At 64.9% G+C, this 23,821-nt stretch carries 22 protein-coding genes; 13 read left to right on the top strand and 9 right to left on the bottom strand.

Going from position 1 to position 23,821, the window contains the following annotated elements:
- The gene (gene trpC / locus JJB99_RS18595) at positions 1–819 is read left to right on the top strand and encodes an indole-3-glycerol phosphate synthase TrpC (protein ID WP_200493800.1); all 819 of its coding nucleotides are present in this window, start codon (positions 1–3) and stop codon (positions 817–819) included.
- Positions 819–1,331, top strand: coding sequence for a cyclic pyranopterin monophosphate synthase MoaC (gene moaC, locus JJB99_RS18590; protein WP_200493799.1), 513 nt, complete (start codon positions 819–821; stop codon positions 1,329–1,331). Before trpC ends, moaC begins: the two co-directional genes overlap by 1 nt.
- 3 nt (positions 1,332–1,334) lie before the next feature.
- On the opposite strand, the gene JJB99_RS18585 is transcribed toward moaC, so the two are convergent.
- Positions 1,335–2,033 carry a CGNR zinc finger domain-containing protein gene (locus JJB99_RS18585; RefSeq protein WP_246774920.1) on the bottom strand — a complete coding sequence of 233 codons (699 nt, stop codon included), beginning with the start codon at positions 2,031–2,033 and terminating at the stop codon, positions 1,335–1,337.
- Between the two features lie 20 nt (positions 2,034–2,053).
- Between JJB99_RS18585 and JJB99_RS18580 the strand changes: the two genes are divergently transcribed.
- From JJB99_RS18580 to JJB99_RS18570, 3 genes are all read left to right on the top strand, one after another.
- A complete protein-coding gene (locus tag JJB99_RS18580; RefSeq protein WP_200493798.1) occupies positions 2,054–3,478 on the top strand; it encodes an amidase in 1,425 nt (474 codons plus the stop codon).
- On the top strand, positions 3,475–4,737 hold the full coding sequence (locus JJB99_RS18575; RefSeq protein WP_200493797.1) for an MFS transporter: 1,263 nt from the start codon (positions 3,475–3,477) through the stop codon (positions 4,735–4,737). Before JJB99_RS18580 ends, JJB99_RS18575 begins: the two co-directional genes overlap by 4 nt.
- Before the next feature lie 165 nt (positions 4,738–4,902).
- Positions 4,903–7,623, top strand: a complete 2,721-nt coding sequence (locus JJB99_RS18570) for a bifunctional diguanylate cyclase/phosphodiesterase (protein WP_200493796.1) — start codon at positions 4,903–4,905, stop codon at positions 7,621–7,623.
- A 101-nt stretch (positions 7,624–7,724) separates the two neighbouring features.
- Here the strand turns inward: JJB99_RS18570 and JJB99_RS18565 are convergent, their stop codons facing one another.
- On the bottom strand, positions 7,725–9,062 hold the full coding sequence (locus JJB99_RS18565) for a S41 family peptidase (protein ID WP_200493795.1): 1,338 nt from the start codon (positions 9,060–9,062) through the stop codon (positions 7,725–7,727).
- A gap of 293 nt (positions 9,063–9,355) precedes the next feature.
- Here JJB99_RS18565 and JJB99_RS18560 point away from each other — a divergent pair, with 293 nt between their 5' ends.
- The 3 genes from JJB99_RS18560 to JJB99_RS18550 all read left to right on the top strand — a co-directional run bounded on the left by JJB99_RS18560 (position 9,356) and on the right by JJB99_RS18550 (position 11,484).
- Positions 9,356–10,489, top strand: coding sequence for an alpha-hydroxy acid oxidase (locus JJB99_RS18560; protein ID WP_200493794.1), 1,134 nt, complete (start codon positions 9,356–9,358; stop codon positions 10,487–10,489).
- A gap of 9 nt (positions 10,490–10,498) precedes the next feature.
- Positions 10,499–11,128: an HAD-IA family hydrolase gene (locus tag JJB99_RS18555; RefSeq protein ID WP_200493793.1), complete on the top strand. Its 630-nt coding sequence runs from the start codon at positions 10,499–10,501 to the stop codon at positions 11,126–11,128.
- Positions 11,129–11,289: 161 nt separating this feature from the next.
- On the top strand, positions 11,290–11,484 hold the full coding sequence (locus JJB99_RS18550) for a hypothetical protein (protein ID WP_200493792.1): 195 nt from the start codon (positions 11,290–11,292) through the stop codon (positions 11,482–11,484).
- Positions 11,485–11,586: 102 nt separating this feature from the next.
- On the opposite strand, the gene JJB99_RS18545 is transcribed toward JJB99_RS18550, so the two are convergent.
- Positions 11,587–11,844, bottom strand: a complete 258-nt coding sequence (locus JJB99_RS18545; RefSeq protein WP_246774919.1) for a type II toxin-antitoxin system RelE/ParE family toxin — start codon at positions 11,842–11,844, stop codon at positions 11,587–11,589.
- A 32-nt stretch (positions 11,845–11,876) separates the two neighbouring features.
- Positions 11,877–12,104 carry a hypothetical protein gene (locus JJB99_RS18540; RefSeq protein WP_200493790.1) on the bottom strand — a complete coding sequence of 76 codons (228 nt, stop codon included), beginning with the start codon at positions 12,102–12,104 and terminating at the stop codon, positions 11,877–11,879.
- Positions 12,105–12,241: 137 nt separating this feature from the next.
- Between JJB99_RS18540 and JJB99_RS18535 the strand changes: the two genes are divergently transcribed.
- The 3 genes from JJB99_RS18535 (at position 12,242) to JJB99_RS18525 (ending at position 15,117) form a co-directional block, all read left to right on the top strand.
- Positions 12,242–13,453: a molybdopterin molybdotransferase MoeA gene (locus JJB99_RS18535; protein WP_200493789.1), complete on the top strand. Its 1,212-nt coding sequence runs from the start codon at positions 12,242–12,244 to the stop codon at positions 13,451–13,453.
- 175 nt (positions 13,454–13,628) lie between these two features.
- Positions 13,629–14,330, top strand: coding sequence for a transcriptional repressor LexA (gene lexA, locus JJB99_RS18530; RefSeq protein WP_200493788.1), 702 nt, complete (start codon positions 13,629–13,631; stop codon positions 14,328–14,330).
- 352 nt (positions 14,331–14,682) lie between these two features.
- Positions 14,683–15,117 (top strand): hypothetical protein, encoded by a 435-nt coding sequence (locus tag JJB99_RS18525; protein ID WP_200493787.1) that lies wholly within the window; start codon positions 14,683–14,685, stop codon positions 15,115–15,117.
- A gap of 7 nt (positions 15,118–15,124) precedes the next feature.
- On the opposite strand, the gene JJB99_RS18520 is transcribed toward JJB99_RS18525, so the two are convergent.
- The 4 genes from JJB99_RS18520 to JJB99_RS18505 all read right to left on the bottom strand — a co-directional run bounded on the left by JJB99_RS18520 (position 15,125) and on the right by JJB99_RS18505 (position 19,897).
- Positions 15,125–17,407, bottom strand: a complete 2,283-nt coding sequence (locus tag JJB99_RS18520; protein ID WP_200493786.1) for a ComEC/Rec2 family competence protein — start codon at positions 17,405–17,407, stop codon at positions 15,125–15,127.
- Between the two features lie 96 nt (positions 17,408–17,503).
- Positions 17,504–17,737 (bottom strand): DUF2171 domain-containing protein, encoded by a 234-nt coding sequence (locus JJB99_RS18515; RefSeq protein ID WP_024341296.1) that lies wholly within the window; start codon positions 17,735–17,737, stop codon positions 17,504–17,506.
- 89 nt (positions 17,738–17,826) lie between these two features.
- Positions 17,827–18,213, bottom strand: a complete 387-nt coding sequence (locus JJB99_RS18510; RefSeq protein WP_200493785.1) for an SgcJ/EcaC family oxidoreductase — start codon at positions 18,211–18,213, stop codon at positions 17,827–17,829.
- 7 nt (positions 18,214–18,220) lie between these two features.
- Positions 18,221–19,897 carry a glutamine--tRNA ligase/YqeY domain fusion protein gene (locus JJB99_RS18505; RefSeq protein WP_200493784.1) on the bottom strand — a complete coding sequence of 559 codons (1,677 nt, stop codon included), beginning with the start codon at positions 19,895–19,897 and terminating at the stop codon, positions 18,221–18,223.
- 156 nt (positions 19,898–20,053) lie between these two features.
- On the opposite strand from JJB99_RS18505, the gene gltX reads away from it, so the two are divergent.
- On the top strand, positions 20,054–21,481 hold the full coding sequence (gltX, locus tag JJB99_RS18500) for a glutamate--tRNA ligase (protein ID WP_200493783.1): 1,428 nt from the start codon (positions 20,054–20,056) through the stop codon (positions 21,479–21,481).
- A gap of 145 nt (positions 21,482–21,626) precedes the next feature.
- Positions 21,627–22,931, top strand: coding sequence for a citrate synthase (gene gltA, locus JJB99_RS18495; protein ID WP_200493782.1), 1,305 nt, complete (start codon positions 21,627–21,629; stop codon positions 22,929–22,931).
- A 16-nt stretch (positions 22,932–22,947) separates the two neighbouring features.
- Here the strand turns inward: gltA and JJB99_RS18490 are convergent, their stop codons facing one another.
- Positions 22,948–23,814: a glutathione S-transferase family protein gene (locus JJB99_RS18490; RefSeq protein ID WP_246774918.1), complete on the bottom strand. Its 867-nt coding sequence runs from the start codon at positions 23,812–23,814 to the stop codon at positions 22,948–22,950.
- Between the last annotated feature and the right edge of the window lie 7 nt (positions 23,815–23,821).

Genomic DNA, 23,821 nt, shown 5'->3' with positions numbered 1-23,821 from the left:
ATGTCGGACATCCTGACCAAGATCGAAGCCTACAAGCGCGAGGAAATCGCCGCCGCCAAGCGCACGCAGCCGCTGTCGAGCGTCGAGGCCAGGGCGAAGGCGCAAGCCGCGCCGCGCGGCTTCATGCGGGCCATCAAAGCCAAGCATGCCAATGGCGACTACGCGCTGATCGCGGAGGTGAAGAAGGCCTCCCCCTCGAAGGGCCTGATCCGCGCCGATTTCGATCCGCCACAGCTCGCCAAGGCCTATGAGGCCGGCGGCGCGGCCTGTCTGTCGGTGCTGACCGACACGCCCTCGTTCCAGGGCCATCTCGACTTCATGGTGGCGGCGCGCGCGGCGACCTCGCTGCCGGTGCTGCGCAAGGATTTCATGTTCGACACCTATCAGGTGACCGAGGCCCGCGCGCATGGCGCCGACTGCATCCTGATCATCATGGCCGCGCTCGACGATGCCGCGGCAAAAGATCTCGAAGACGCTGCGCTCGCCTACGGCATGGACGTTCTGATCGAGATCCATGACCGCGCCGAGCTCGACCGCGCGCTGAAACTCAGCTCGCCGATGATCGGCGTCAACAACCGCAACCTGCGCACCTTCGAGACCACGCTCGCGACCAGCGAGACGCTGGCGCCGCTGATCCCGCAGGACCGGCTGATGGTCGGCGAGAGCGGCATCTTCACGCCCGCAGACCTCGCGCGGCTCGAGCGCGTCGGCATGTCGACCTTCCTCGTCGGCGAAAGCCTGATGCGGCAGACCGATGTGACCGCCGCCACGCGCGCGTTGCTCACGCGTGAGGCTGCTCGCGCCACGGGCACGCGCTGATGGCGCGCAAGCCACCCAAGCCGGCCAAGAGCAAGGCCGGTCCTGCCCTCACTCATATCGGCGCCTCGGGCGAGGCGCGGATGGTCGATGTGTCGGACAAGCCCGCGACCGAGCGGCTCGCGGTCGCCGAAGGCCGGGTCGTCATGACGCGGGCGACGCTCGATCTCATCGTCTCCGGCAATGCCAAGAAGGGCGACGTGCTCGGCACCGCGCGCATTGCCGGCATCATGGCCGCGAAGCGCACCTCGGAGCTGATCCCGCTCTGTCATCCGCTCGCGCTGTCGAAGGTCATCGTCGACATCGAGCCGGATACGACGCTGCCGGGCTGCCTCGTCCGCGCCAGCGTGAAGGTCACGGGACCGACCGGCGTCGAGATGGAGGCGCTTACCGCCGTCTCGGTTGCCTGCCTCACCATCTACGACATGATCAAGGCGGTGGAGCGCGGCGTGCGCATCGAGGGTATCCATCTGGTCGAGAAGCTCGGCGGCAAGTCGGGCCATTACCGCGCCTGAGCTCTATTTCCCCTCGCGCTGCCGTTCGCGATAGGCACGCGTCTTTACGCGGTTTCCGCACAGCGTCGACATGCACCAGCGCCGGGTCGCTGGCTTCGAGCGATCGAAGAACACCCGGCGGCATTCCTCCGACGCGCACATCTTCAATCGGTCCAGCGTTCCCAGCAGCGTCGCGTCGTGAAGCTCGATCGCAATCGTCGACAGGCCGCCAAGCGCATCCTCGCGTACCGCCGACAATATTGCGCCGCGCCCGGCACGCGCCTCCACCCGCAATGGAAACGGCGCGAGAGCGTGGTCGAGCGCGGCGAGAACGTCCTTGTTGCGGCGGCGCTCGGCCGGCTCGCACTGCAGATAGTCGCGCAACGCGCCGCGCAGCCGAAGCGCAATCTCGAGCATTGCGGGCGTGACGCGTCCGGCCTCGCCCCCGAGGCCGCGTTCCCGCATCCAGTCCGCAAGCTGCTTCGGCCCGCCGAGCTCGTCGGCTTGCGGGTGCACCACACCAAAATGCGTGAAATGGCGGACGTCGAGCGTGTTGGCGAAGTCGTAGACGTTCGCCAGCGCGTCGGGAACCTTGAACTTGCGAGACTCTTTCGACATCGGCCACCGCGATTGGAACACCAGTAAAGCAGATTTACCGGTTGACGGCAACAAACACCTGTATAATAGTTTTAATGGTGTCGATGACATCAGGTTGAACGTCACCGCGATGATACGGATGGAGAATGCGAGCCGTGACCGATGCCCTTCATTATCTCGAACTCACCGAGCTCGCGGCGCGCATCAAGGCGCGCGATATCTCCGCGATCGAGGTGACTCGCGCGCAGCTCGGCCGTATCGACGATCTCGACCGCGAGCTTGGCAGCTATGTCCACGTGATGGCGGAAACGGCTATCGCAGCGGCGAAGGCAGCGGATGCCGAAATCGCACATGGCCGATATCGGGGCCCGCTGCACGGCGTGCCGATAGCGCTGAAGGATCTGTTTTGGACCAAAGGCGTTCCGACAGCGGCCGGAACGACGCTTCATCGCGACTTTCGTCCCGGTGACGATGCGACAGTCGTGCGGCGGCTCAAGCACGCCGGCGCCGTGGTGCTCGGCAAGGTGCAGCTCACGGAGGGCGCTTATGCCGATCACCATCCGGCGGTGACGCCGCCGAAGAATCCCTGGAATGCGGCTTACTGGCCGGGCATTTCATCCAGCGGCTCGGCGGTCGCGACCGCCGCCGGGCTCTGCTTCGCCTCGCTCGGCTCCGACACCGGTGGTTCGATCCGATGGCCGTCGGCGGCCCAAGGCCTGAGCGGACTGAAGCCCAGCTGGGGGCGCGTCAGCCGCCACGGTGCGTTCGAGTTGGCCGCGACGCTCGACCATGTCGGTCCGATCGCTCGCAGCGCGGCTGATGCCGGCGTGCTGCTCGGCGTGATCGCAGGATACGACTCGAACGATCCGACATCGCTGTGCGATCCGGTGCCCGACTTCCTTGCCGCCGCTGCGCAGGACATGCGCGGCTTGCGGATCGGTGTCGACGCGGCCTGGAACAATGACGACGTGGACGTCACGGCTCAGCGCGTGCTGACGGACGCTATCGATGCCTTCCGCTCGCTCGGCGCTGACATCGTTGATGTCGAATTTCCCGACGTGACGCAAGCGATCGCCGACTGGACGCCGAATTGCGCGATCGAGGCTGCGGTCGCGCACGAGGCGACCTATCCCGCCCGCAAGGACGAGTATGGCCCGATCCTCGCCGCGGTGATTGAGGCCGGTCGAGCGCTCTCCGCCCTCGACTATCAGAAGATCCTGCTGCGGCGGCTCGCGCTGCGCGGGCGAGTGACTGCGCTGTTCGAGATCATCGACCTGCTGCTGATCCCGGTGCACCCGTTGCCGCCTGTGACGCTCGCCATGATCAGCACGCTCGGCGAACGGCCGGACCTGATCGCAAAGCTGCAGCGCTACACCTGCCCGTTCGACATGACCGGCCATCCCACGATCACGCTGCCGGGCGGCGTATCGGCCGACGGAATGCCGGTCGCGTTCCAGCTCGTTGCGGCCCATCTCGGCGAAGCCGTCCTGGTCCGCTCCGGCGCCGCATTCCAGCGGGCGACGTCCTGGCATCGTCGCCATCCTTCCCTCACCTCGCGGAGGCAACATTGACCATTCAATCCACGCAGGCTCGTCGGGGCATTTTCCACGGCTGGTTCGTCGTCGCAGCGGCATTCGCCGTCATGTTCGTCGGCTTTGGCTCCGCCTATACGTTCAGCGCATTTCTCGAGCCGCTCCAACGCGACTTCGGCGCCTCGCGCGGCTCGATCTCGCTGGTGTTTTCGATCGCCGGCTTTCTCTATTTCGCGCTCGGCCTCATCAGTGGTCCACTTGCCGATCGGTTCGGCTCGCGGCCGCTTGCGGTCGCCGGCATGATCCTGGTCGCGGTCGGGCTCGCCGCCGCAAGCGCGGCGCGTTCGCTCGTCGAGGTCTATCTCGCCTATGGGCTGGGCGTCGGCATTGGCGTCGGCTGCGCCTATGTTCCCGCGATCGGCGCGGTGCAGCGCTGGTTCGTGCGGCGCCGCGGCTTTGCCTCTGGTCTCGCGGTCAGCGGCATCGGGCTCGGCACACTGACGATGCCTCCACTTGCCTCACTGCTGATCGCATCGGTCGGTTGGCGCGGCGCCTATCTGGCGCTGGGCGCAATCACCCTGATGCTCGGTGGTGGGCTCGCGCTGCTGATCGAGAACGATCCGAAGGACCGAGGCCTCGGCCCGGACGGTGATTCACCCCACGAAGCCTCCGCTGTCACGAATGCAGGCGGCGCCTCGGTACGGGAAGCCGTGCGATCGACGCGCTTTGTCGGTCTCTATATGTCGTGCCTGGTCTGTTCCTTCGGCGCCTTCGTTCCGTTCGTCCATCTTGTACCCTACGCGCGCGACCACGGGATCGCGGCATCCTTTGCCGTGCTGTTGCTCGGGATGGTCGGGGCCGGCAGCACCGCAGGGCGGTTCTTTCTCGGCGCGCTTGCCGACCGGACCGGCCGCGACCGCTCGCTCATCATGGTGCTGATCGGCATGGCATTCGCGATGGTGATCTGGGCCGTCGCTGCAAATGTCTGGGCACTCGCCGCCTTCGCCTTCGTCTATGGCGTGTTCTACGGCGGCTGGGTCGCGGTCCTGCCGGCAGTGGTGATGGACTATTTTGGCGGACGCAACGTCAGCGGCATCATCGGCGTTCTCTACACGAGCGTCGCCTTCGGCACGCTGGTCGGCCCAAGCGCAGCCGGCTTTGCCTATGACTGGAGCCACAGCTATGCACTGCCGATCATGCTCAGCGCGGCCGCGAACATCATCGCGGCGCTGATCGCGATAGCAGTATTGGCGCGTAGCGGAAAACGCACCGTCACCGTCACTTCAGCGGCGAGCTGATCGGCCCGAATTTTGCGCCGAGCTTTCGATCGATTGCATTTGCGCGCGGCCATTCATGTCGCATTAACCGCGCTTCCTAACTTCGCCTCCACACCGTTCCCGTAAACCAACGGATGTCTTCAGGGTCGAGAATTGACCCTGACGTGTGTACGGCGATGATCCGGTATGATGACAAGAATAGGCAGTCGTCTTTTTGACCAGGCCTTCGCGCGCAGCGGACCGATCCGCTGGCTGGTGGTGGGCGGCACGCTTTTGATTGCGGCAATCGCCGTCGGCGCGACGCTGATGGCGCAGAATTTCCGCGAGCGCGCGCTGCGCAATTCCGGCCGCGAGCTGGAAAACACCGTGCTGCTGCTCGCCCATCATTTCGATCAGCAATTGCAGGATTTCGCGGTTATCCAGAAGGATTTTGTCGATCACGTCCGTACGACCGGAATCACCACTGCCGAAGACTATCGCAAACGCCTCTCCGGCCAGGATATCCACCGGATGCTGCGTGCGAAGATCGAGGCCCTGCCCTACATAGGGGGCGTCAACGTCATCGACGTCGACGGCAATGTGATCAATTCGTCGACGGCGTGGCCGGCCCCGAAAGTGAATGTCGCCGACCGCGCCTATTTCCGCACTTTCAAATACGATCCCTATTCGCCTGATATCCTGATCGAGCCGCTGCACAGTCGCATCTCCGGCGCCTGGACCATCCTGATCGTCCGCCGGATCGTGGGGCCGAACGGCGAATTCATGGGCGTGGTCGGACGCGGCATCGAGCCCGCCAATTTCGAGAAATTCTTCGCTTCCGTCCTGCTCGGCGAAGGCGCGACGATCTCGATGCTGCACCGGGACGGCACGCTGCTCGCCCGCTATCCTCATTCCGGCGAAATGATGGGGCGCAATTTCAAGACCGGCCCATTCGAGCAGCAGCGGGTGTTCGGGCTCGACCACTTCGCCGGCCACCTCACGAGCCCCGTCGACGGCGAGGACCGGTTGATCTCGGCCCGCGCCCTGCCCCATTTCCCGATCCTGATGATGGCCACCACGACGCGGGCGGCGGCCCTGACCGACTGGCGCGAGCAGATCGGCATCCTGATCTCGGTCGCCGGCGCCTCCGCGCTCGCCATCGCCGGCGTGCTGATCGCGATCGTGCGCAAGCTGCTTGAGCAGCACCGCGCCTCCCGCGAGCTGCTGACGCTGGAAAAGCAGCGCCTCGACCGCGCCGTCAACAACATGACGCAGGGTCTTTTGCTGTTCGATGCCGAGCGGCGGCTCGTCGTCTGCAACCAGCGCTACATCGAGATGTACGGACTTTCGGCGGACGTGGTGAAGCCCGGCTCCAGCTTCCATGACATCATCGCCCATCGCAGAGCGACCGGCTCCTTCACCGGCGACGTCGACGACTATGTCGCGCGGGTGCTGCGCGACATTCATGTCCGCAACTCCATGGTGGTCGACACCGCCGACGGCCGCTCGATCCACATCCTCAACGAGCCGCTTGCCGACGGCGGCTGGGTGGCGACACATGAGGACATCACCGAGCGCCGCCGCATCGAGGAGCGCATCACCCACCTCGCCCATTACGACGCGCTCACCGACCTGCCCAACCGCACCATGTTCCACGAGCATCTGCGCAGCGAGCTGGCCGCCGTCGCAGGCGGCGAACAGCTCGCCGTGCACTACATCGACATCGACGAGTTCAAGGGCGTCAACGATGCGCTCGGCCATCTCGTCGGCGACGACCTGCTCAAATCGATCGCGCAGAGCCTGCGCCGGTGCATTGGCCCGGCGGATTTCGTGGCCCGGCTCGGCGGCGACGAGTTCGCCATCGTGCAGAGCGCGGTGACCTCGCCGGACCAGGTCAACGAGCTCGTCGCACGGGTTTTTGAGGCCATCCGCATGCCGTTCGACTGCATGGGCCATCATCTCACTACGGATGCCAGCATCGGCATCGCGCTGGCGCCGGAGCACGGCACGGCGCTCGACCAGATCCTCAAGAATGCGGACATGGCGATGTATGCCGCCAAGTCCGCCGGACGCCGCACCTATCGCTTCTTCGAGCCGGAGATGGACGCCAAGGTGCACGAGCGGCGCCAGCTCGAGATCGACCTGCGCCACGCCATCGCCCATGGTGGTCTCGAGGTCTATTACCAGCCCTGCCTCGGCCTGAAGGACGAGCGCATCACCGGCTGCGAGGCGCTGGTGCGCTGGTGCCATCCCGAGCGCGGCATGGTCTCGCCGGCCGAATTCATCCCGATCGCCGAGGACACCGGCCTGATCAACGAGATCGGCGAATGGGTGCTGGCGACTGCGTGCCGGGACGCTGCAAGCTGGCCCGACGGCATCCGTCTCGCCGTCAACGTCTCGCCGGTGCAGTTCAAGAGCGGCACGCTGGCGCTGAAGATCATGTCGGCCCTCGCTGCCTCCAATCTGCCGGCGAGCCGGCTCGAGCTCGAGATTACCGAAGCCGTGCTGATCCGCGACGACGATGCGGCGCTCGCGATCCTGCACCAGCTCCGCGCCATCGGCGTGCGCATCGCGCTCGACGATTTCGGCACCGGCTACTCATCGCTGAGCTATTTGCACCGCTTCCCGTTCGACAAGATCAAGATCGACCGCTGCTTCGTCAACGACATCGCCGGCCCCGACGGCTCGGCCAGCATCGTCCAGGCCGTCGTCAACCTGGCGGCCGCGCGCCGCATGACCACCACGGCCGAGGGCGTCGAGACCGAGGAGCAGCAGCGGCTGCTCCGCGCGCTCGGCTGCTCGGAGATGCAGGGCTATCTGTTCAGCGCGGCGAAACCGGCCGACAAGGTGCTGGAGCTGTTCGCGCTCCATCGCAGCCGGCTTGCCGAGCGGGAAGGCAGCGACAGCCGCCGCCGCGAGGCGGGTTAGGGCCGAATGTAGCCTGGATCACTGAGACAGCGGGCCAAACAAGATCGCCCGGGAGCGGTTATCCACTCCCGGGCGATCAATGTCTCGCAGTCGTAAAGCGCCTAGTTCGGCACCGCAGCCTTTGGCGCGGGCTTGGCGGCAACCGCGTTCGCAGTGACGCCGTGCAGGAAGTCGAACGCGGCATGCAGCGCCTTGTCGTCCTCTTCCTTCGGCGGCACGTAGGATTGCGATCCGGTCTGCTCGCTGCCGTCGGAGGCCGACAGATGGCCGCGCATCTGCGACTCGGCCATGGTATCCATCCGGCCCTTCAGCTCCGGCGGCACGTCCTGGAGGATCTCGATATCGGGCGCGATGCCCTGGGCCTGAATTGAGCGACCCGACGGCGTGTAGTAGCGCGCCGTGGTCAGCGCCAGCGCACCGTTGCCGGCGCCGAGCGGGATGATGGTCTGCACCGAGCCCTTGCCGAACGAGCGCGTGCCGATGATCGTGGCGCGCTTGTGGTCGTGCAGCGCGCCCGCCACGATCTCGGAAGCCGAGGCGGAGCCGCCATTGACCAGAACGACCAGCGGCTTGCCCTTGATCAGATCGCCGCCATGCGCGGTGAAGCGCTGGGTCTCTTCCGGATTGCGGCCGCGGGTCGAGACGACCTCGCCGCGCTGCAGGAACGCGCTCGACACCGAAACGGCCTGGTCGAGCAGTCCGCCCGGATTGTTGCGCAGGTCCATCACATAGCCGACGAGCTTCTCCTGCGGGATTTGCTTGGAGATCGCGGCGATCGCCTTCTTCAGCCCGTCGGTCGTCTGCTCGTTGAACGAGGTGACGCGGATATAGCCGATATCGCCGTTCTCGACGTGGAAGCGCACCGGGCGCACGTGGATGATCTCGCGCGTGATCGCGACATCGAGCGGCGCGTCTGCGCCCTTGCGCACGATGGTGAGCTTGGTCTTGGTGTCGACCGGGCCCTTCATCTTGTTGACGGCCTGTTCGAGCGTCATGCCCTGCACGGCCTCGCCGTCGATCTTGCTGATGAGGTCACCGGACATGATGCCGGCCTTGGATGCCGGCGTGTCGTCGATCGGCGAGACCACCTTGACCAGGCCCTCCTCCATCGTGACCTCGATGCCGAGGCCGCCGAACTCGCCGGAGGTGGTCTCCTGCATCTCGGTCCAGGCCTTGTCGTTCATGTAGCGCGAATGCGGGTCGAGTGATGTCACCATGCCGGTGATCGCGCCCTCGATCAGCTTGGAATTGTCGGGCTTCTCGACATAACTCGCCTTCACCCGCTCGAACACTTCGCCGAACAGATTGAGCTTGGAATAGGCATCATCCGCGCTCGCCGCCGCCCGGGCCGCCCATACGCCGCCGTGCGGGGTGGCTACAAGAAGGGTCAGACACGCACCAGTGAGCGCGCCCAGGGGGAACAGCAGGGATTTCCGCATGGATCAGTTGGCCTTCTTGCTTGGGCTGAGGGACGCCATGCAAATGGCGGTCCGGCCTGTTTCTCACAATATCATTCGGGTTTCTTCATGGCCGGGCCGCCACGCCGGCGGGTACGCCGCAAAAATCCCTTCGCCGGGACCTAAACTTTTGGCAACGTTCAGAAACCGTTTTACGCAAGGCGGGAATCGGTCGGCCCGCCCTCCGCCTCGCAGCTATGCGATTTTAGGATGGTTTTGCAGGGCGGGACGGGTTAGGCGATGACACAAGGCTTCAAATTATCGGGAGGATAACAATGAACGAAGCACCCCGGATCCGGCCGGAACGGAACGTCGAGCTCGGCGCCAGCAACGAGCCGTTCCAGAATCTGCACGAATTGATCCGGAAGGCGCGTGCCAACCTCAACCAGAATGCCTGGGACTACATCGTCGGCGCCGCCGAGACCGAGACCACGATGCGCCGCAACCGCATGGCGCTGGACGAGATCGCCTTCCGCCCGCGCGTGCTGCGTGACGTGCGCAAGGTCGATGGCTCGGTCGAGCTGTTCGGCCGCAGGATGCGCCTGCCGGTGGTGCTCGCTCCGGTCGGCGCACTGGAGATTTTCGACCCGCATGGCGCCGCCAGTGTTGCACGCGCGGCCGGCACCTTCGGTGCGGCGCACATGCTGAGCTCGGTGTCGGAGCCCGGCCTTGAGAAGACCGCCGAGGCGGCCCCCGATGCGCTGCGGCTCTATCAGCTCTATGTCCGCGGCGATGACGATTTCGTCGCCGATGTCGTCACGAGGAGCGAGAAGAACGGCTATGCCGCGTTCTGCCTGACCGTCGACACCGCCCATTACAGCCGTCGCGAACGTGACATCGCCAAGCGCTATGTCCGCGAGAGCCGGCTGCGCGCCACCGGCGGCGATTTCCAGAAGGGCCTGGAGTGGCGGACCGTGAAGATGATCAAGGACAAGTTCAAAATACCCCTGATCCTCAAGGGCATCGCCACCGCCGAGGACGCGCAGATCGCGGTCGACCACGGCGTCGAGTGGATCTACGTCTCCAACCATGGTGGACGCCAGCTCGACCACGGCCGCGGCGCCATGCATGTACTGCCTGAGATCGTCGAGGCGGTGAAGGGCCGCGCAAAAATCATGGTGGATGGCGGCTTCTGCCGCGGCACCGACATCGTCAAGGCGATCGCAGCGGGCGCGGACATGGTGGGCATCGGCCGGCTGCAGTGCTGGGGGTTGGCAGCGGCCGGCGAGGCCGGCGTGACGCGAATGCTGGAACTTCTGGAGGACGAGGTGCTGCGCTGCCTCGGGCTTTTGGGCGCCACCTCCTTCGCCGAGGTCAGCAAATCGTGCCTGCATGCGGCGGCCGCGACCAATGCGCCGAGCGTGTTCAGCGCGTTCCCGCTGTTCGACCACGACCCCTACCGATACTGAAGTGAAAGGATGCAGGTGACCCCGCTCTCCCCCGGCAGCGCCGATGCGCTTCTATTCGATCTCGGGCGCGTCGTGCTCGACATCGACTTCTCCAAGGCGATCGCTTGCTGGGCGGGACATGCCGGATGTAAGCCCGAAGCCATCGTCGCGCGTTATGTGCGCGACGAGGCTTACCGGCTGCACGAGATCGGCAAAATCAGCGACGAGGACTATTTCGCTTCGCTGCGCACTTCGCTGGGCATCGGCATTTCGGATGCGCAATTCCTGGAGGGCTGGAACGCGATCTTCGCCGGCGAGATGCCTGATGTCGCCGAGCTGTTGCCGCGCGCGGCGAGGCACATGCCGCTCTACGCCTTCTCCAACACCAACCGGCCGCATGTCGACTATTTCTCGAAGGAATATGCCGCCCTGCTCGGTCATTTCCGCGAACTCTACCTGTCCTCCAGTATCGGCCTGCGCAAACCCGACGCGGAGGCTTTCGACCATGTCGTCGCTGCGATCGGCGTGCCGGCCAACCGTATCGTATTCTTCGACGATCTTGCCGAGAACATCGAGGGAGCACGCGCCCGCGGCCTAACCGCGGTGCATGTGACCTCGCCAACCGACGTCGGCAATGCGCTCAAATCCCTTGGGATTTGACCGCGGGTTCGATCCCGCCCACGGTCCGTTCGTCGTGGAACCAATTTGGCGCAGAATGAGGAACCAAGTCACTTTGTACATTTTTGTACAGAGTTCCCGGAACGAATGCCTGCCTCCCGGACTCATCAGTCCGTTGGGAATTCTACATCGGACTTATCATTGTGTTGGGCAAAACCTACCTCACCAAGCAGGCCTCCCTGCTGATGAAATTCGCCAGAACCACCTCGGATTCTGAACTCTCCGCCAAGCTGATCAGCAAGGCCGCGGACCTGAAGTCGCAGGCCGATCCGCTGCCCGACAAGGATCAAAGCCCCAAAGCGCCCGACGTCAGTCCGGACGAGCAGCCGGGGAGTTGACCGATGCTGGCCGTGGCTCTCGTCATTCTCATCCTTGCCATGGCCATCCTCGTACCGGTCTGTCTTGCCTTCCGGATCATGCCGCGGCGAACGTGAGCCTCCTCATGCGTCGGAATGCTCGCGGTCCCGCGCCGGATGTTGGATCGCGAGAATAACGACTTCGTCGGCCTCCTGGTCCAGCGAGTAATAGACAAGATAAGGATAACGCCGCGTCACCAGTTTGCGGACGCCCTCAACCTTCTGCGGTCTCCCAAGTCGCGGAAAGCGAACGAGATTCTGAAGCGATTCAAGGATCGCAGCGCGCACGCGCAACGCACCTTGTGGGCTATGCTCCCGGACATAATCGGCGATGCTGATCAAATCTTGAGTCGCGCGCGGTGTGAATCGGAGTTTCATTGCTCGAAGCGGCGAAATGCGGCTTCGACCTCGGCGTCGGATGAAAACTCCCGGAGATTGGCTTGTGCGAGCCCCTCGAGGACCGCAGAAAGATGCCCCGGATCAATTTCCTCGGGCTCGCCCGCGTTGCCGGTCAACGCCAGCATCGCACGCGCGATTTCGTCCTGGCTATCAGCAGGAAGCTGGCGCACGGCCTGGAGTGCCTTTTCGAGCAGTTTTGTCATGGATTGAAAGATAAGCCGAGCCAGCGCCGAAAGGAAGTGTAGCTTCTCGCTTCATCGAGCAGCCCGTTTTGCGTCGTCCCTTCCGCTCGGCTAGAACCTTGCCGACCGAGTCCTTCGATTTGTTGCGGGAGTTCGCCGTGGCCCTGATGCCGGTATCCGATGCGCTTGCCGCCGTGCTCGCGGGTGCGGAGCCTCTGGCCGAGGAGATGGTTGCGCTCGACGCCGCTTTCCACCGCGTGCTCGCCCGCGACGTCGCGGCGCTGCGCACACAGCCGCCGCAGGCGATGTCGGCGATGGACGGCTATGCGGTGCGCGCGGCCGATGCAGCGACAATCGATTCCGAGCTGACCGTGATCGGCGAGGTCGCGGCGGGCCGGCCGTTTGCGGGATCGGTCGGCGCCGGCGAAGCCGTGCGGATCTTCACTGGCGGTGTCGTTCCCAACGGCGCGGATGCCGTCGTCATCCAGGAAGACACGGTCGCGGACGGCAGGCGCATCACGATCAAGGAAGCCGCCGTTGCCGGGCGGCACATCCGTCCCGCCGGCGTCGACTTCAGGGAAGGCGACGTGCTGCTGCGCAAGGGGGCCAGGCTCACCGAGCGCGACCTCGCGCTCGCAGCCGGGATGAACCACCCACTTTTGCCCGTCCGCCGTCGCCCAAAGGTCGCGATCCTCGCCACCGGTGACGAACTGGTGATGCCGGGCACCACGCCCGGCCCCGGCCAGATCGTCTACTCCAACGGCTATGCCCTGCACGCGCTCGCGCGCAGCGAGGGGGCCGATAGCCTCGATCTCGGTGTTGCCGCCGATACCCTGGACGCCACCACCGCAGGCATCCGCCGCGCCCGCGAGAGCGGCGCCGACATCCTGATCACGACCGGCGGGGCGTCGGTCGGCGACCACGATCTGGTCCAGCAGGCGCTGAGGGCCGAGCGCATCGCGATGGCGTTCTGGAAGATCGCGATGCGGCCCGGCAAGCCGATGATGAACGGGCAACTCGGGGCGATGCGGGTGATCGGCCTGCCCGGCAATCCCGTGTCATCCTACGTTTGCGGTTTCCTGTTCCTGGTGCCGCTGATTCGCGCGCTGTCGGGCCGCTCCGTGATTCATCATCGCCGCGAACGCGCCGTGCTCGGCCGCGACGTCGGCGCCAATGACCAGCGCGAGGATTATTTGCGCGCGCGTTTGGAGACGCGCGGCGACGGTACGCTGATCGCGCTTCCGGTCGATCACCAGGACTCCTCGCTGCTTGCGAATCTCGCTGCGGCACAGGCACTTCTCGTGCGCGCGCCATTCGCGCCGAAGGCCGAAGCCGGCACCGCTTGCGAGGTGTTGCGGCTGCCCGTCTGACCCCGGCGTTCACCTGCGTTCCGCGAACTTTGTCGCGTTCACGGTAAATTAAGCAGTTGCGGAACATGTATCGAACATATAGTGTCCGTTCATGATTTGTTTCGAGCATGCAGCCACTTATCGCTGAATTCATCGTCTCGGAATCGAACGGCGTCAACCGGGGGACTTGGTCGAGATGTTAACGCGCAAACAATACGAGCTTCTGCGATTCATCAGCGAACGGCTGAAGGAAAGCGGCGTGCCGCCCTCCTTCGACGAGATGAAGGACGCGCTCGACCTGCGCTCGAAATCGGGCATCCATCGCCTGATCACTGCGCTTGAAGAGCGGGGCTTCATCCGTCGCCTGCCGAACCGCGCCCGCGCCATCGAGGTCATCAAGCTGCCCGAGCTCCAGGCCGCCGCCGGCAGCCGCCGCGGTTTCACCCCGAGCGTCATCGAGGGCAATCTCGGCAAGGTGCGCACGACCTCCAGCCCGCCCGCTGACGACGGCGAGCGTCCCGTTGCGGTGCCGGTCATGGGCCGCATCGCGGCCGGCACGCCCATCGAGGCGTTGCAGACCCGCAGCCACACCATCAGCGTCCCGCCCGACATGCTCGGCTCGGGCGAGCACTACGCGCTCGAAGTGCGCGGCGATTCCATGGTCGAGGCCGGTATCCTCGACGGCGACATGGCCCTGATCCAACGCAACGAGAGCGCCGACACCGGCGATATCGTGGTGGCGCTCATCGACGACGAGGAAGCGACCCTGAAGCGCTTCCGCCGCCGCGGCGCCTCGATCGCGCTCGAGCCCGCCAATGCGGCCTATGAGGTGCGCATCCTGCCGCCGAACCGGGTCAAGATCCAAGGCAAGCTGATCGGGCTTTATCGGAAATACTGATACCGCAAGTACTGAGCGCGCCTTCTTGCGCGCTTGCGATCGGCATCGCTGATCAGAGATCGGAGCGGATGATTGTCCGCTCCCGCTGGACGCGATCGCGCGGCCATCGCGGCCCGCCTCGCCATACTTGGGCTGGTCGGCGCCGGCTGGCCGCTGACACGCGCCCACCAAATGCACGGGAGCAGCCTTTGTTCCTAGGGGATTCGGGAAAGATAATGTGATCACGTGCTGCGGCGGCGAGCCGCAGATTTGCCTACAACCGGGCAGACGCTTTCATGCTTCCACTCTGATAGAGGCCTGCGCCTCCGAGACAGAGGCGCGGGTTGCTATCTTCGCATGAGGAGCACCCACGATGTGTGATTACAGCCTGCATGCCGTCGCATCGCGCCCCGCCGAGGTCGGCGAAACGATCGTGACGACAACATTCCGCGGCACCTCGACGCGGGGCTTTGCCTCCGCGGCCGATCCGACCGTTGCGGTCTGCCTGCTGCCGGGAACGGAGCTCGCCTTCGCCGACAACGTCCGCTACGACAATCGCTGGATCTGGACACGCACCATCAACTCGCGCGTCGGCAAGTTCGGCAAGATCGATCCGCACATTCCGGATCGTCATCATGATGCGATCGAATTCCCCGACGGCAAATATGTGCTGGTGACGCAGCTCGTCGAAGGCCAGCGCGCAACCGTGCTGCAACTGCCCGTGACCCAGCCGCTCGGTGAGCGCGAGCACAAGCCGCAGGTCAGTGCCGACGACCGGCCGACAACTCCGCGTCTGCCGATCGGTTGAACAGATCCTAGTCCTCAGCCGCAAGGTCGGCCTCCGATGGTGTTGCGTCCCGGACGCGCGGAGCTTTCGATAACGGCATGAGGGTCAGTTCGGAAACGCCCTCGCCGGCAGCCGCCGGCGACCAGGGGCGGTTTGCGCCTCTCGCTTTCACCGCCCGCACCGCAAACCCGTCGCCAGTTTGCGTCAGCGCCAGCGCGCCCTGGCTTGCCAGACGCTTCCGGTCGACCACCATCGCCGCGCAATCCGGCGGCGCTGGCCTTGCCGTCACCACCAGCGCAGCGCGGCTGCAATCGTCAGCCAGGGCCTCGCTGCGCAAGGACAGCGCGACCAGCCGTCCATCGGCCAGCGCTGTCACGCAGCCGGCCTCGTCGCATGAGACACCGTCGGCCAGCGAACTGGTATTGGCATCGCGCGGGTCGGCATCGGCAGCCAGCCACTCCTTGAGCAGAAAACCGTCCTTGCTGGCCCTGATCAGATGCAGTCGACCATCCCCGCCTCGCACCGCCACGCTCTGGCCGTCGCCGGCAATCAGGATGTCGGGCTGCCGCGCCGACAGCCCCCAGAGGATCGCAAACAACAGCACCACCGCACCGGACCAGCGCAGCGGCGTGCGCAACAGGCCCAGCACGATGATGCCCAGGCTCGCCGCGATCAGCGGCCCAATGCCGAACGCCGGGATGTGGCCGACCGCGCCCGGCAACCCCGCCACCCATCGGGAAACCATGACCATCCAGTCGATGCCGATCCCCATCAGCCACCAGAACACGCCGTCGAGCCCGAACGGCGCCGCAAGCAGTCCGAGCAGCCCGGCCGGCATCACCAGCGCCGAGACCACCGGCATCGCGCCGAGATTGGCGAGCACGCCGAACGGCGTGACGCGGTGGAAGTGGAAGGCGGCATAGGGCGTGGTCGCAAGCCCCGCGATCATCGAGGCCATGAACAGCATCGCGATCTCGCGGCCGCCCCACAGCGCAACGCGCGCCGTCGCGGAATGATCGGGCGAGGCGAACAGGTTCGGCATGCCGATCTGCACCAGCGCCACGAGGCCGAGGGTTGCCGCGAACGACATCTGAAAGCTCGGATGCACCAGCGCTTCCGGCGCGACCGCAAGCACGATCAGCGCCGCCACCGCCAGCGTGCGGAAGGTGATGGCGCGGCGATCGACCATCACCGCGATCAGCACCACCGCCGTCATGAAGAACGAGCGTTGCGTCGCGACCTCCGCGCCCGACAGCAGCAGATAGAATGCCGCGGCGACCAGCGCCGCGGCGGCCGACCATTTCTTGATAGCGAAGCCGGCCGCCAGCCCCGGGATCAGCGCCAGCAGCGCGCGCACCGCGAAGAACACGACGCCGGCGACAACCGCCATGTGGTAGCCGGAGATCGAGAGCACATGGCCGAGGCCCGAGATGAACATGGCGTCATTGACGGGCGTGGTGATCGCATCGCGCCGCCCCGTCAGCAGCGCGGTCGCGATGGCGCGATTGTCGCCCTCGAGCGTGGCGCGGATGCGCGCGTCGATCGCATCGCGCAGGCCCTGCATGAACGCGGCATAGCGCAACCGCAGGCCGCCGGCATCCGGCGGCACGGACGCCGTGATCGCGCCCATCACGAAACCGGAGGCGCCGATACCCTGAAAGAACATGTCACGCGAAAAATCGTAGCTGCCGGGGCGCACCGGCGAGATCGGCGGCAGCAGCCGCGCCTTCAGCTGCACGAAGCTGCCGACCTCGGGCGCAGTCCCCTTGCGCACCGAGAGGCGCACGCGCTCCAGCTGGACATCGCTGCGCTGCGCCTCCATCGCGGTGACGCGCAGCACGAAGCGGTCGGTGCGTTCGCGGATATCCCGTGTCTCGACGAAACCCGACAACGAGACCGAATAGAGCGGCTTTGTCAGCACGGTGTGTGAAATGCGCGCCGTTTTCCAGGTCGCCATGGCGAGGCCGGCCACGACCGCCGCGACGAGAAACGCGGGCGCAAACCACGGGCTCCGCCGCAACAGGACCGCGCCAAGCGTGAGCGCGACCGCGGTGGCGGCAACAACCCACAGCACCGGCTCATGATCGGCCGCGAAGTACAGCGCGATGCCGCCGCCGAAGGCGACGGGCACCCACGGTAACAGCCGTCCGGCGCCCGCCTCCGCGCCGGCCCACCGGCGCAGCGTCTCGACGATCGCAGGCCAGAGATCAAAGCCCGCCGGGGCGAAGCCGCCTGCGGATGCGGCCCGGCCCGTCGGCCAAGTTCCCGCGATCCCTTGCGAGACACGCTGCGGCCGGCTCGGCTCCGCCATTCCCCTGCACCTTACGATACGCGACGGATGCAGAGGCTACCGGAACGTGCAGGCGGACGCATAGCGGTACGGATCAGGAACGGACGGATGCCCGCCCTACTTTTCCTCTTCCATCGTCACGGCCACCGACGCCTTGGCCGAGAGGCGGACCTTGTTGCCTTCGACGTCGGCGACGAGGCCCTTGTCGATGAAGTGATGATGCCCCTTGTGGCTGCCCTCACCGCTGTCCTTCTTGGTCAGCTTGATGCGATTGCCTTCGACCCGGTCGACGGTGCCGACATGGACGCCGTCGGCGCCGATGACTTCCATATGCTCTGCGATGTTCTGCATGGCGGGATCCTTGTTGGACCCACCTCAACGCACAGAGCGCGCGTTCGTTCTGTTGCGGGAATGACGATGCCGTGTGCGCCGCGCCTTGGTCAGATCAGCGGCGCCTGCGATGAGGCATGATGATTGACGATCTTCCAGTCGCCGTCTTCGCGAATGATGACCCAGCTCATCTTGACGATGAGATCGCTCCGCTCGCCGGCGAGGTCGAACGTGATGGTTGCGGCCATGTTGATCAGATCGGGGCCGGCCTGCGCTGCATTCACCTCGGAAAACGCCGCACTCGGCTTGCGCCAGCGCGGCAGGCCGTTGAAATAATCGGCGACGCCGTCCCTGCCCCGGTACAGTTTCGGGTTGGAGCCGAAGAAGAACGCGTCCTTCGCGTACAGCGACGACAGCGCGCCGGCGTCGAGCTTGGCGAAGCCGGCGCACCATTTCGCGATGATGGCGGAAACGATGGCGTCGGCTTCGCTGCTCATTGTCGTCTCAACCTTTCGCCACTTCCTTGGCAAAGGTGTCGCGCAGGCCGATGGTCCGCGAAAACACCGGCTTGCCGGGCGTCGAATCCTTATCCCGAACGAAATAGCCCTGGCGCTCGAACTGCATCGGCTCGGTCGCATTGCTCTCGGCAACCGATGCCTCGATCCGGGCGTCACTGAGGATCTCCAGCGACTGCGGGTTGAGGTCTGCGGCGAAGTTTGAAGCGTCCGGGTTCGGATTGGCGAACAGCTGGTTGTAGATGCGGATCTCCGCGGGCACGGAATTTGTCGCCGGCAGCCAGTGCATGGTCGCCTTGACCTTGCGGCCGTCGGGCGCGTTGCCGCCTTTGGTCGCGGGATCGTAGGTGCAGCGCAGCTCCACCACTTCGCCCTTATCGTTCTTGATCACGCCGGTGCACTTGACGAAATAGGCATAGCGCAGCCGCACCTCGTTGCCCGGCGACAGGCGGAAGAACTTCTTCGGCGGGTTCTCCATGAAGTCGTCCTGCTCGATAAAGAGCTCGCGGCCGAACGTGATTTTCCGCGTACCGGCCGAGGGATCGTCGGGGTGATTGATCGCCTCGAGCGTCTCGGTCTGCCCTTCCGCATAGTTCTCGATCACGACCTTGAGCGGCCTCAAGACCGCCATGCGGCGCTGCGCGGTGCGGTTCAGCTCCTCGCGGATGCAGAACTCCAGCATGCCGACGTCGACCACGCTGTTGGCTTTGGCGACGCCGATGCGCTTGACGAATTCGCGAATTGCCGCTGGCGGCACACCGCGCCGGCGCAGGCCCGCCATGGTCGGCATGCGCGGATCGTCCCAGCCGGCGACATGACCGTCGCGGACGAGCTGGGTCAGCACGCGCTTCGACAGCAGCGTGTAGGTCAAATTGAGTCGCGCAAACTCGTACTGGTGCGGCTCTGACGGCACCGGCAGCTTTTCGATGAACCAGTCGTAGAGCGGCCGGTGGTCCTCGAACTCCAGCGTGCAGATCGAGTGCGTGATGCCCTCAATGGCATCCGACTGGCCGTGAGCATAATCGTAGCTCGGATAGATGCTCCATTTGTCGCCGGTGCGCGGATGATGCGCATGCAGGATGCGGTACATCACGGGATCGCGCAGGTTGATATTCGGCGAAGCCATGTCGATCTTGGCCCGCAGCACGCGCGCGCCGTTGCCGAATTCGCCCGCCTTCATGCGGCGGAACAGGTCGAGATTCTCCTCGACCGAGCGGTCGCGGAACGGCGAGTTCTTGCCGGGCTCGATCAGCGTGCCGCGCGAGAGGCGGATCTCCTCCTGGGTCTGGTCATCGACATAGGCAAGACCGTCGCGGATCAGCTGCTCCGCCCATTCATACAGGCGGTCGAAATAGTCGGAGGCGAAGAACAGGTTCTTGCCCCAGTCGAAGCCGAGCCAGCGCACGTCGGCCTGGATCGCATCGATATATTCCTGCTCTTCCTTGACCGGGTTGGTGTCGTCGAAGCGCAGGTGGCAGCGGCCCGGAAACTCCTGGGCAATGCCGAAGTTGAGGGCGATCGACTTGGCATGGCCGATATGCAGATAGCCGTTCGGCTCCGGCGGGAACCGGGTCACGATCTCCGTGTATTTCCCCTGATCGAGGTCGGCCTGGACGATATCGCGAATGAAATCGCGCCCAACCTCGTTCGCCACCGGTTCTGTCATTGCGATAATCCTGTAGGGAAATCAGCGGACCTTCTGCCAAATTCGGCTGGCCGCGCCAAGGGCTTAAGTACGGCCTTAGGCCGTTCGCCGTCGGGCTTTAGTTATGCTCCGGTCCTGCTATACACCACCGCTTCCAATGCATAGGCCCTGCCAAGAATGACCGATCCCGTCGTCACCCGCTTTGCCCCTTCGCCGACCGGCTTCCTCCATATCGGGGGCGCCCGCACGGCGCTATTCAACTGGCTCTATGCGAAGAAGCACGGTGGCAAGATGCTGCTCCGGATCGAGGACACCGATCGCGAGCGCTCCACCGAGGCTGCGATCGGCGCGATTCTGGACGGCTTGAGGTGGCTGGAGCTCGGCTGGGATGGCGATGTCATCTACCAGTTCAACCGCGCCGCCCGTCACCGCGAGGTCGCCGAGCAGCTGCTCGCCGACGGCAAGGCCTACCGCTGCTACGCCACCGCCGAGGAGCTCGCCGCCATGCGCGAGAAGGCGCGAGCTGAGGGCCGCACACGCCTCTATGACGGCATGTGGCGCGACCGCGACCCAGCGATGGCACCTTCCGACGTCAGGCCGACCATCCGCCTGCGCGCGCCGCAGACCGGCGAAACCGTGATCGAGGACCAGGTCCAGGGCCGCGTGGTCTGGCAGAACGAGAACCTCGACGACCTCGTGCTGTTGCGCGGCGATGGCAACCCGACCTACATGCTCGCGGTGGTAGTCGACGACCACGACATGGGCGTCACCCATGTCATCCGCGGCGATGACCATCTGATCAACGCCGCCCGCCAGAAGCAGATCTACGATGCGATGGGCTGGGCGCTGCCGAGCATGTCGCACATCCCTCTCATCCACGGCCCGGACGGCTCGAAACTGTCCAAGCGGCATGGCGCGCTCGGCGTCGATGCCTACCGCGCCATGGGATACCTGCCGGCCGCGCTCCGCAACTATCTCGTCCGCCTCGGCTGGAGCCATGGTGACCAGGAGATCTTCTCGACCGAGGAGATGATCGCGGCGTTCGACCTCACCAGCGTCGGCCGCGCCGCGGCGCGGTTCGATTTCGCCAAGCTGGAAAGCCTCAACGGCCACTACATCCGCCACGCCGACGATCAATCGCTCGTGAAGGCATTCGAGGACGTGCTCGACCACGTCGTGCCCAGCCGCGACGACATCAAGGCCAAGTTGAACGACACCACGCGCGCGCAGCTGCTCAAGGCCATGCCGGCCCTGAAGGAGCGCGCCAAGACGCTGATCGAGCTGATCGACGGCGCCTATTTCATCTTCGCCGACCGGCCGTTGCAGCTCGATCCCAAGGCGGCCGCCTTGCTGACGGGCGAAAACCGCAAGCTGATCGGCCAGCTTCATTCCGCGCTGGAGAATGTCCAGACCTGGAGCGGCGCCGCGACGGAAGCTGCGCTGCGCGCCTTTGCCGAGGAAAAAGGTCTCAAGCTCGGCGCGGTCGCCCAGCCGTTGCGGGCGGCGCTGACGGGCCGGACGACATCACCTGGCATATTTGAGGTTTTGGACGTGCTGGGACGCGAGGAAAGCCTGGCCCGGCTTAAGGATCTGGCTACGACGTAAGTAGGACCATGGCTGCCATGATCTTGCAGCGCACACAGCAATAATATACCCATCTCCCCGTACATTCTGGAACATCCGGCCTGCCCCTCGTTCTTCATTTGGGGCCTCCGGCTCCGGCCGTTTCACCACACATCGGGGACCTCTGATGGACGCAAACTCGAGCAATAAGACCGCCACGCTGACGGTCGGAAACAAGAACTTCGATCTCCCGATCCACAGCGGCAGCGTCGGGCCTGATGTCATCGATATCGGCAAGCTCTACGGCCAGTCCGGCCTGTTCACCTACGATCCGGGCTTCACCTCCACCGCGAGCTGCCAGTCCAAGATCACCTATATCGACGGCGACGCCGGCGTTCTCGAATACCGCGGCTACCCGATCGAGCAGCTCGCCGAGAACGGCGACTTCCTCGAGACCTGCTATCTCCTGCTGTTCGGCGAGCTGCCGAGCGCCGCGCAGAAGCAGGATTTCGACGACCGCGTGATCCATCACACGATGGTGCACGAGCAGATGGCCCGCTTCTTCCAGGGCTTCCGCCGCGACGCCCATCCGATGGCGATCATGGTGGCCGCGGTCGGCGCGCTCGCCGCTTTCTATCACGATTCCACCGACATCAACGATCCGAAGCAGCGCATGATCGCTTCCATGCGCATGATCGCGAAGATCCCGACGCTGGCGGCGATGGCCTACAAATACACCGTCGGCCAGCCCTTCGTGTACCCGAAGAACTCGCTGAAGTTCGCCGAGAACTTCCTGCACATGTGCTTCGCCGTGCCGTGCGAGGACTACAAGATCAACCCGGTGCTCGCCGACGCGCTGGACAAGATCTTCATCCTGCACGCCGACCATGAGCAGAACGCCTCGACCTCGACGGTGCGCATCGCCGGCTCTTCCGGCGCCAACCCGTTCGCCTGCATCGCGGCCGGCATCGCCTGCCTCTGGGGCCCGGCGCACGGCGGCGCCAACGAAGCCGCGCTCGCGATGCTCTCCGAGATCGGCACCGTGGACAAGATTCCCGAGTTCATCGCTAAGGTGAAGGACAAGAACTCCGAAGTCCGTCTGATGGGCTTCGGTCATCGCGTCTACAAGAACTACGATCCGCGCGCCAAGATCATGCAGAAGATGTGTCACGCCGTGCTCAAGGAGACCGGCCACGGCGACGACCCGATGCTGAAGGTGGCGATGGAACTCGAGAAGATCGCGCTCAGCGACCAGTACTTCATCGATCGCAAGCTGTACCCGAACGTCGACTTCTATTCGGGCATCACGTTGAAGGCGATGGGCTTCCCGGTCTCGATGTTCACCGTGCTGTTCGCGGTCGCCCGCACCGTCGGCTGGATCAGTCAGTGGAGCGAGATGATCGAGGACCCGCATCAGAAGATCGGCCGTCCGCGGCAGCTCTACACCGGCGTCACCCGCCGCGACTACGTCGCGATCAAGGATCGGAAGTAAGATCGGACGTCAGGCCCTACGGAACGGCGCCATCGCAAGATGGCGCCGTTTTTGTTTGCGTCGCTGTCGTACGAAAAACCGGCAACGACCGTCCTACCGGCATCATCTCATAAGGCGGCTTCCAGCCCGACAACGCGGCAATCCGCCCGCGCCAGGCATTGATCGCCGGAAACGCCGCGGCAAGATCGAAACCCGTTTCCTCGGTCGGGTAGTACAGATACCCAACCAGCGAAAAATCGACGATCGTCGGCTGGTCGCTCAGCATGAAGCGGCGATCAGCGAGATGCTTCTCGACGATCGAGAGCGCGCCATGCGCCCGCGCCCGCATGTAGGCCAGCACGTCCGGATGCGACGGCTCTGGCGTCATGGAGTGGAGAACGCGGTGCGCCGCAAAGCTCCCGGTGAGGCGGTGGTTATCAAACAGCAGCCAGCGTGCAGTCTCGAATCTCTCCTCTGCACTCGACGGACCGAACACACTGTGGGTATCGGCAAGCCATTCCAGGATTGCGCCTGACTGGCTGAGGCGCCGGCCATCCACCGCGAGCACCGGGATCTCGCCCATCTCATTGGTCGTAGCGCGCCACGTAGGATCGCGGGTCTCACCGCCGGCAAAGTCGACGCCGACCGGCTCCCAAGCGAGCCCTGCACAGTTGAGAAACAGCGCAACCTTGTACGAATTGCCGGATGCGCCCACGCAATGCAGTCGATATCGCGCCATTGGGAGAGACCTCGCACGTGCTTGATTGCTGGCTCGATCATCTTCCCCGACTGCTGACACCGCCATGGCAGCAACCTCGAATGCGCCCGATTTGCTGCCGCGCACAACAACAAGTCGAGGCATCGAGCCGACAAACGCTTGACAGCCCAGATGCTCCGCGCGCAAATTCTTA

It is taken from the genome of Bradyrhizobium diazoefficiens, assembly GCF_016616235.1.
GTDB lineage: Bacteria > Pseudomonadota > Alphaproteobacteria > Rhizobiales > Xanthobacteraceae > Bradyrhizobium > Bradyrhizobium diazoefficiens_H.
Note: the sequence above shows the minus strand (reverse complement) of the source record. Positions and strands in the feature narration are given on the sequence as shown.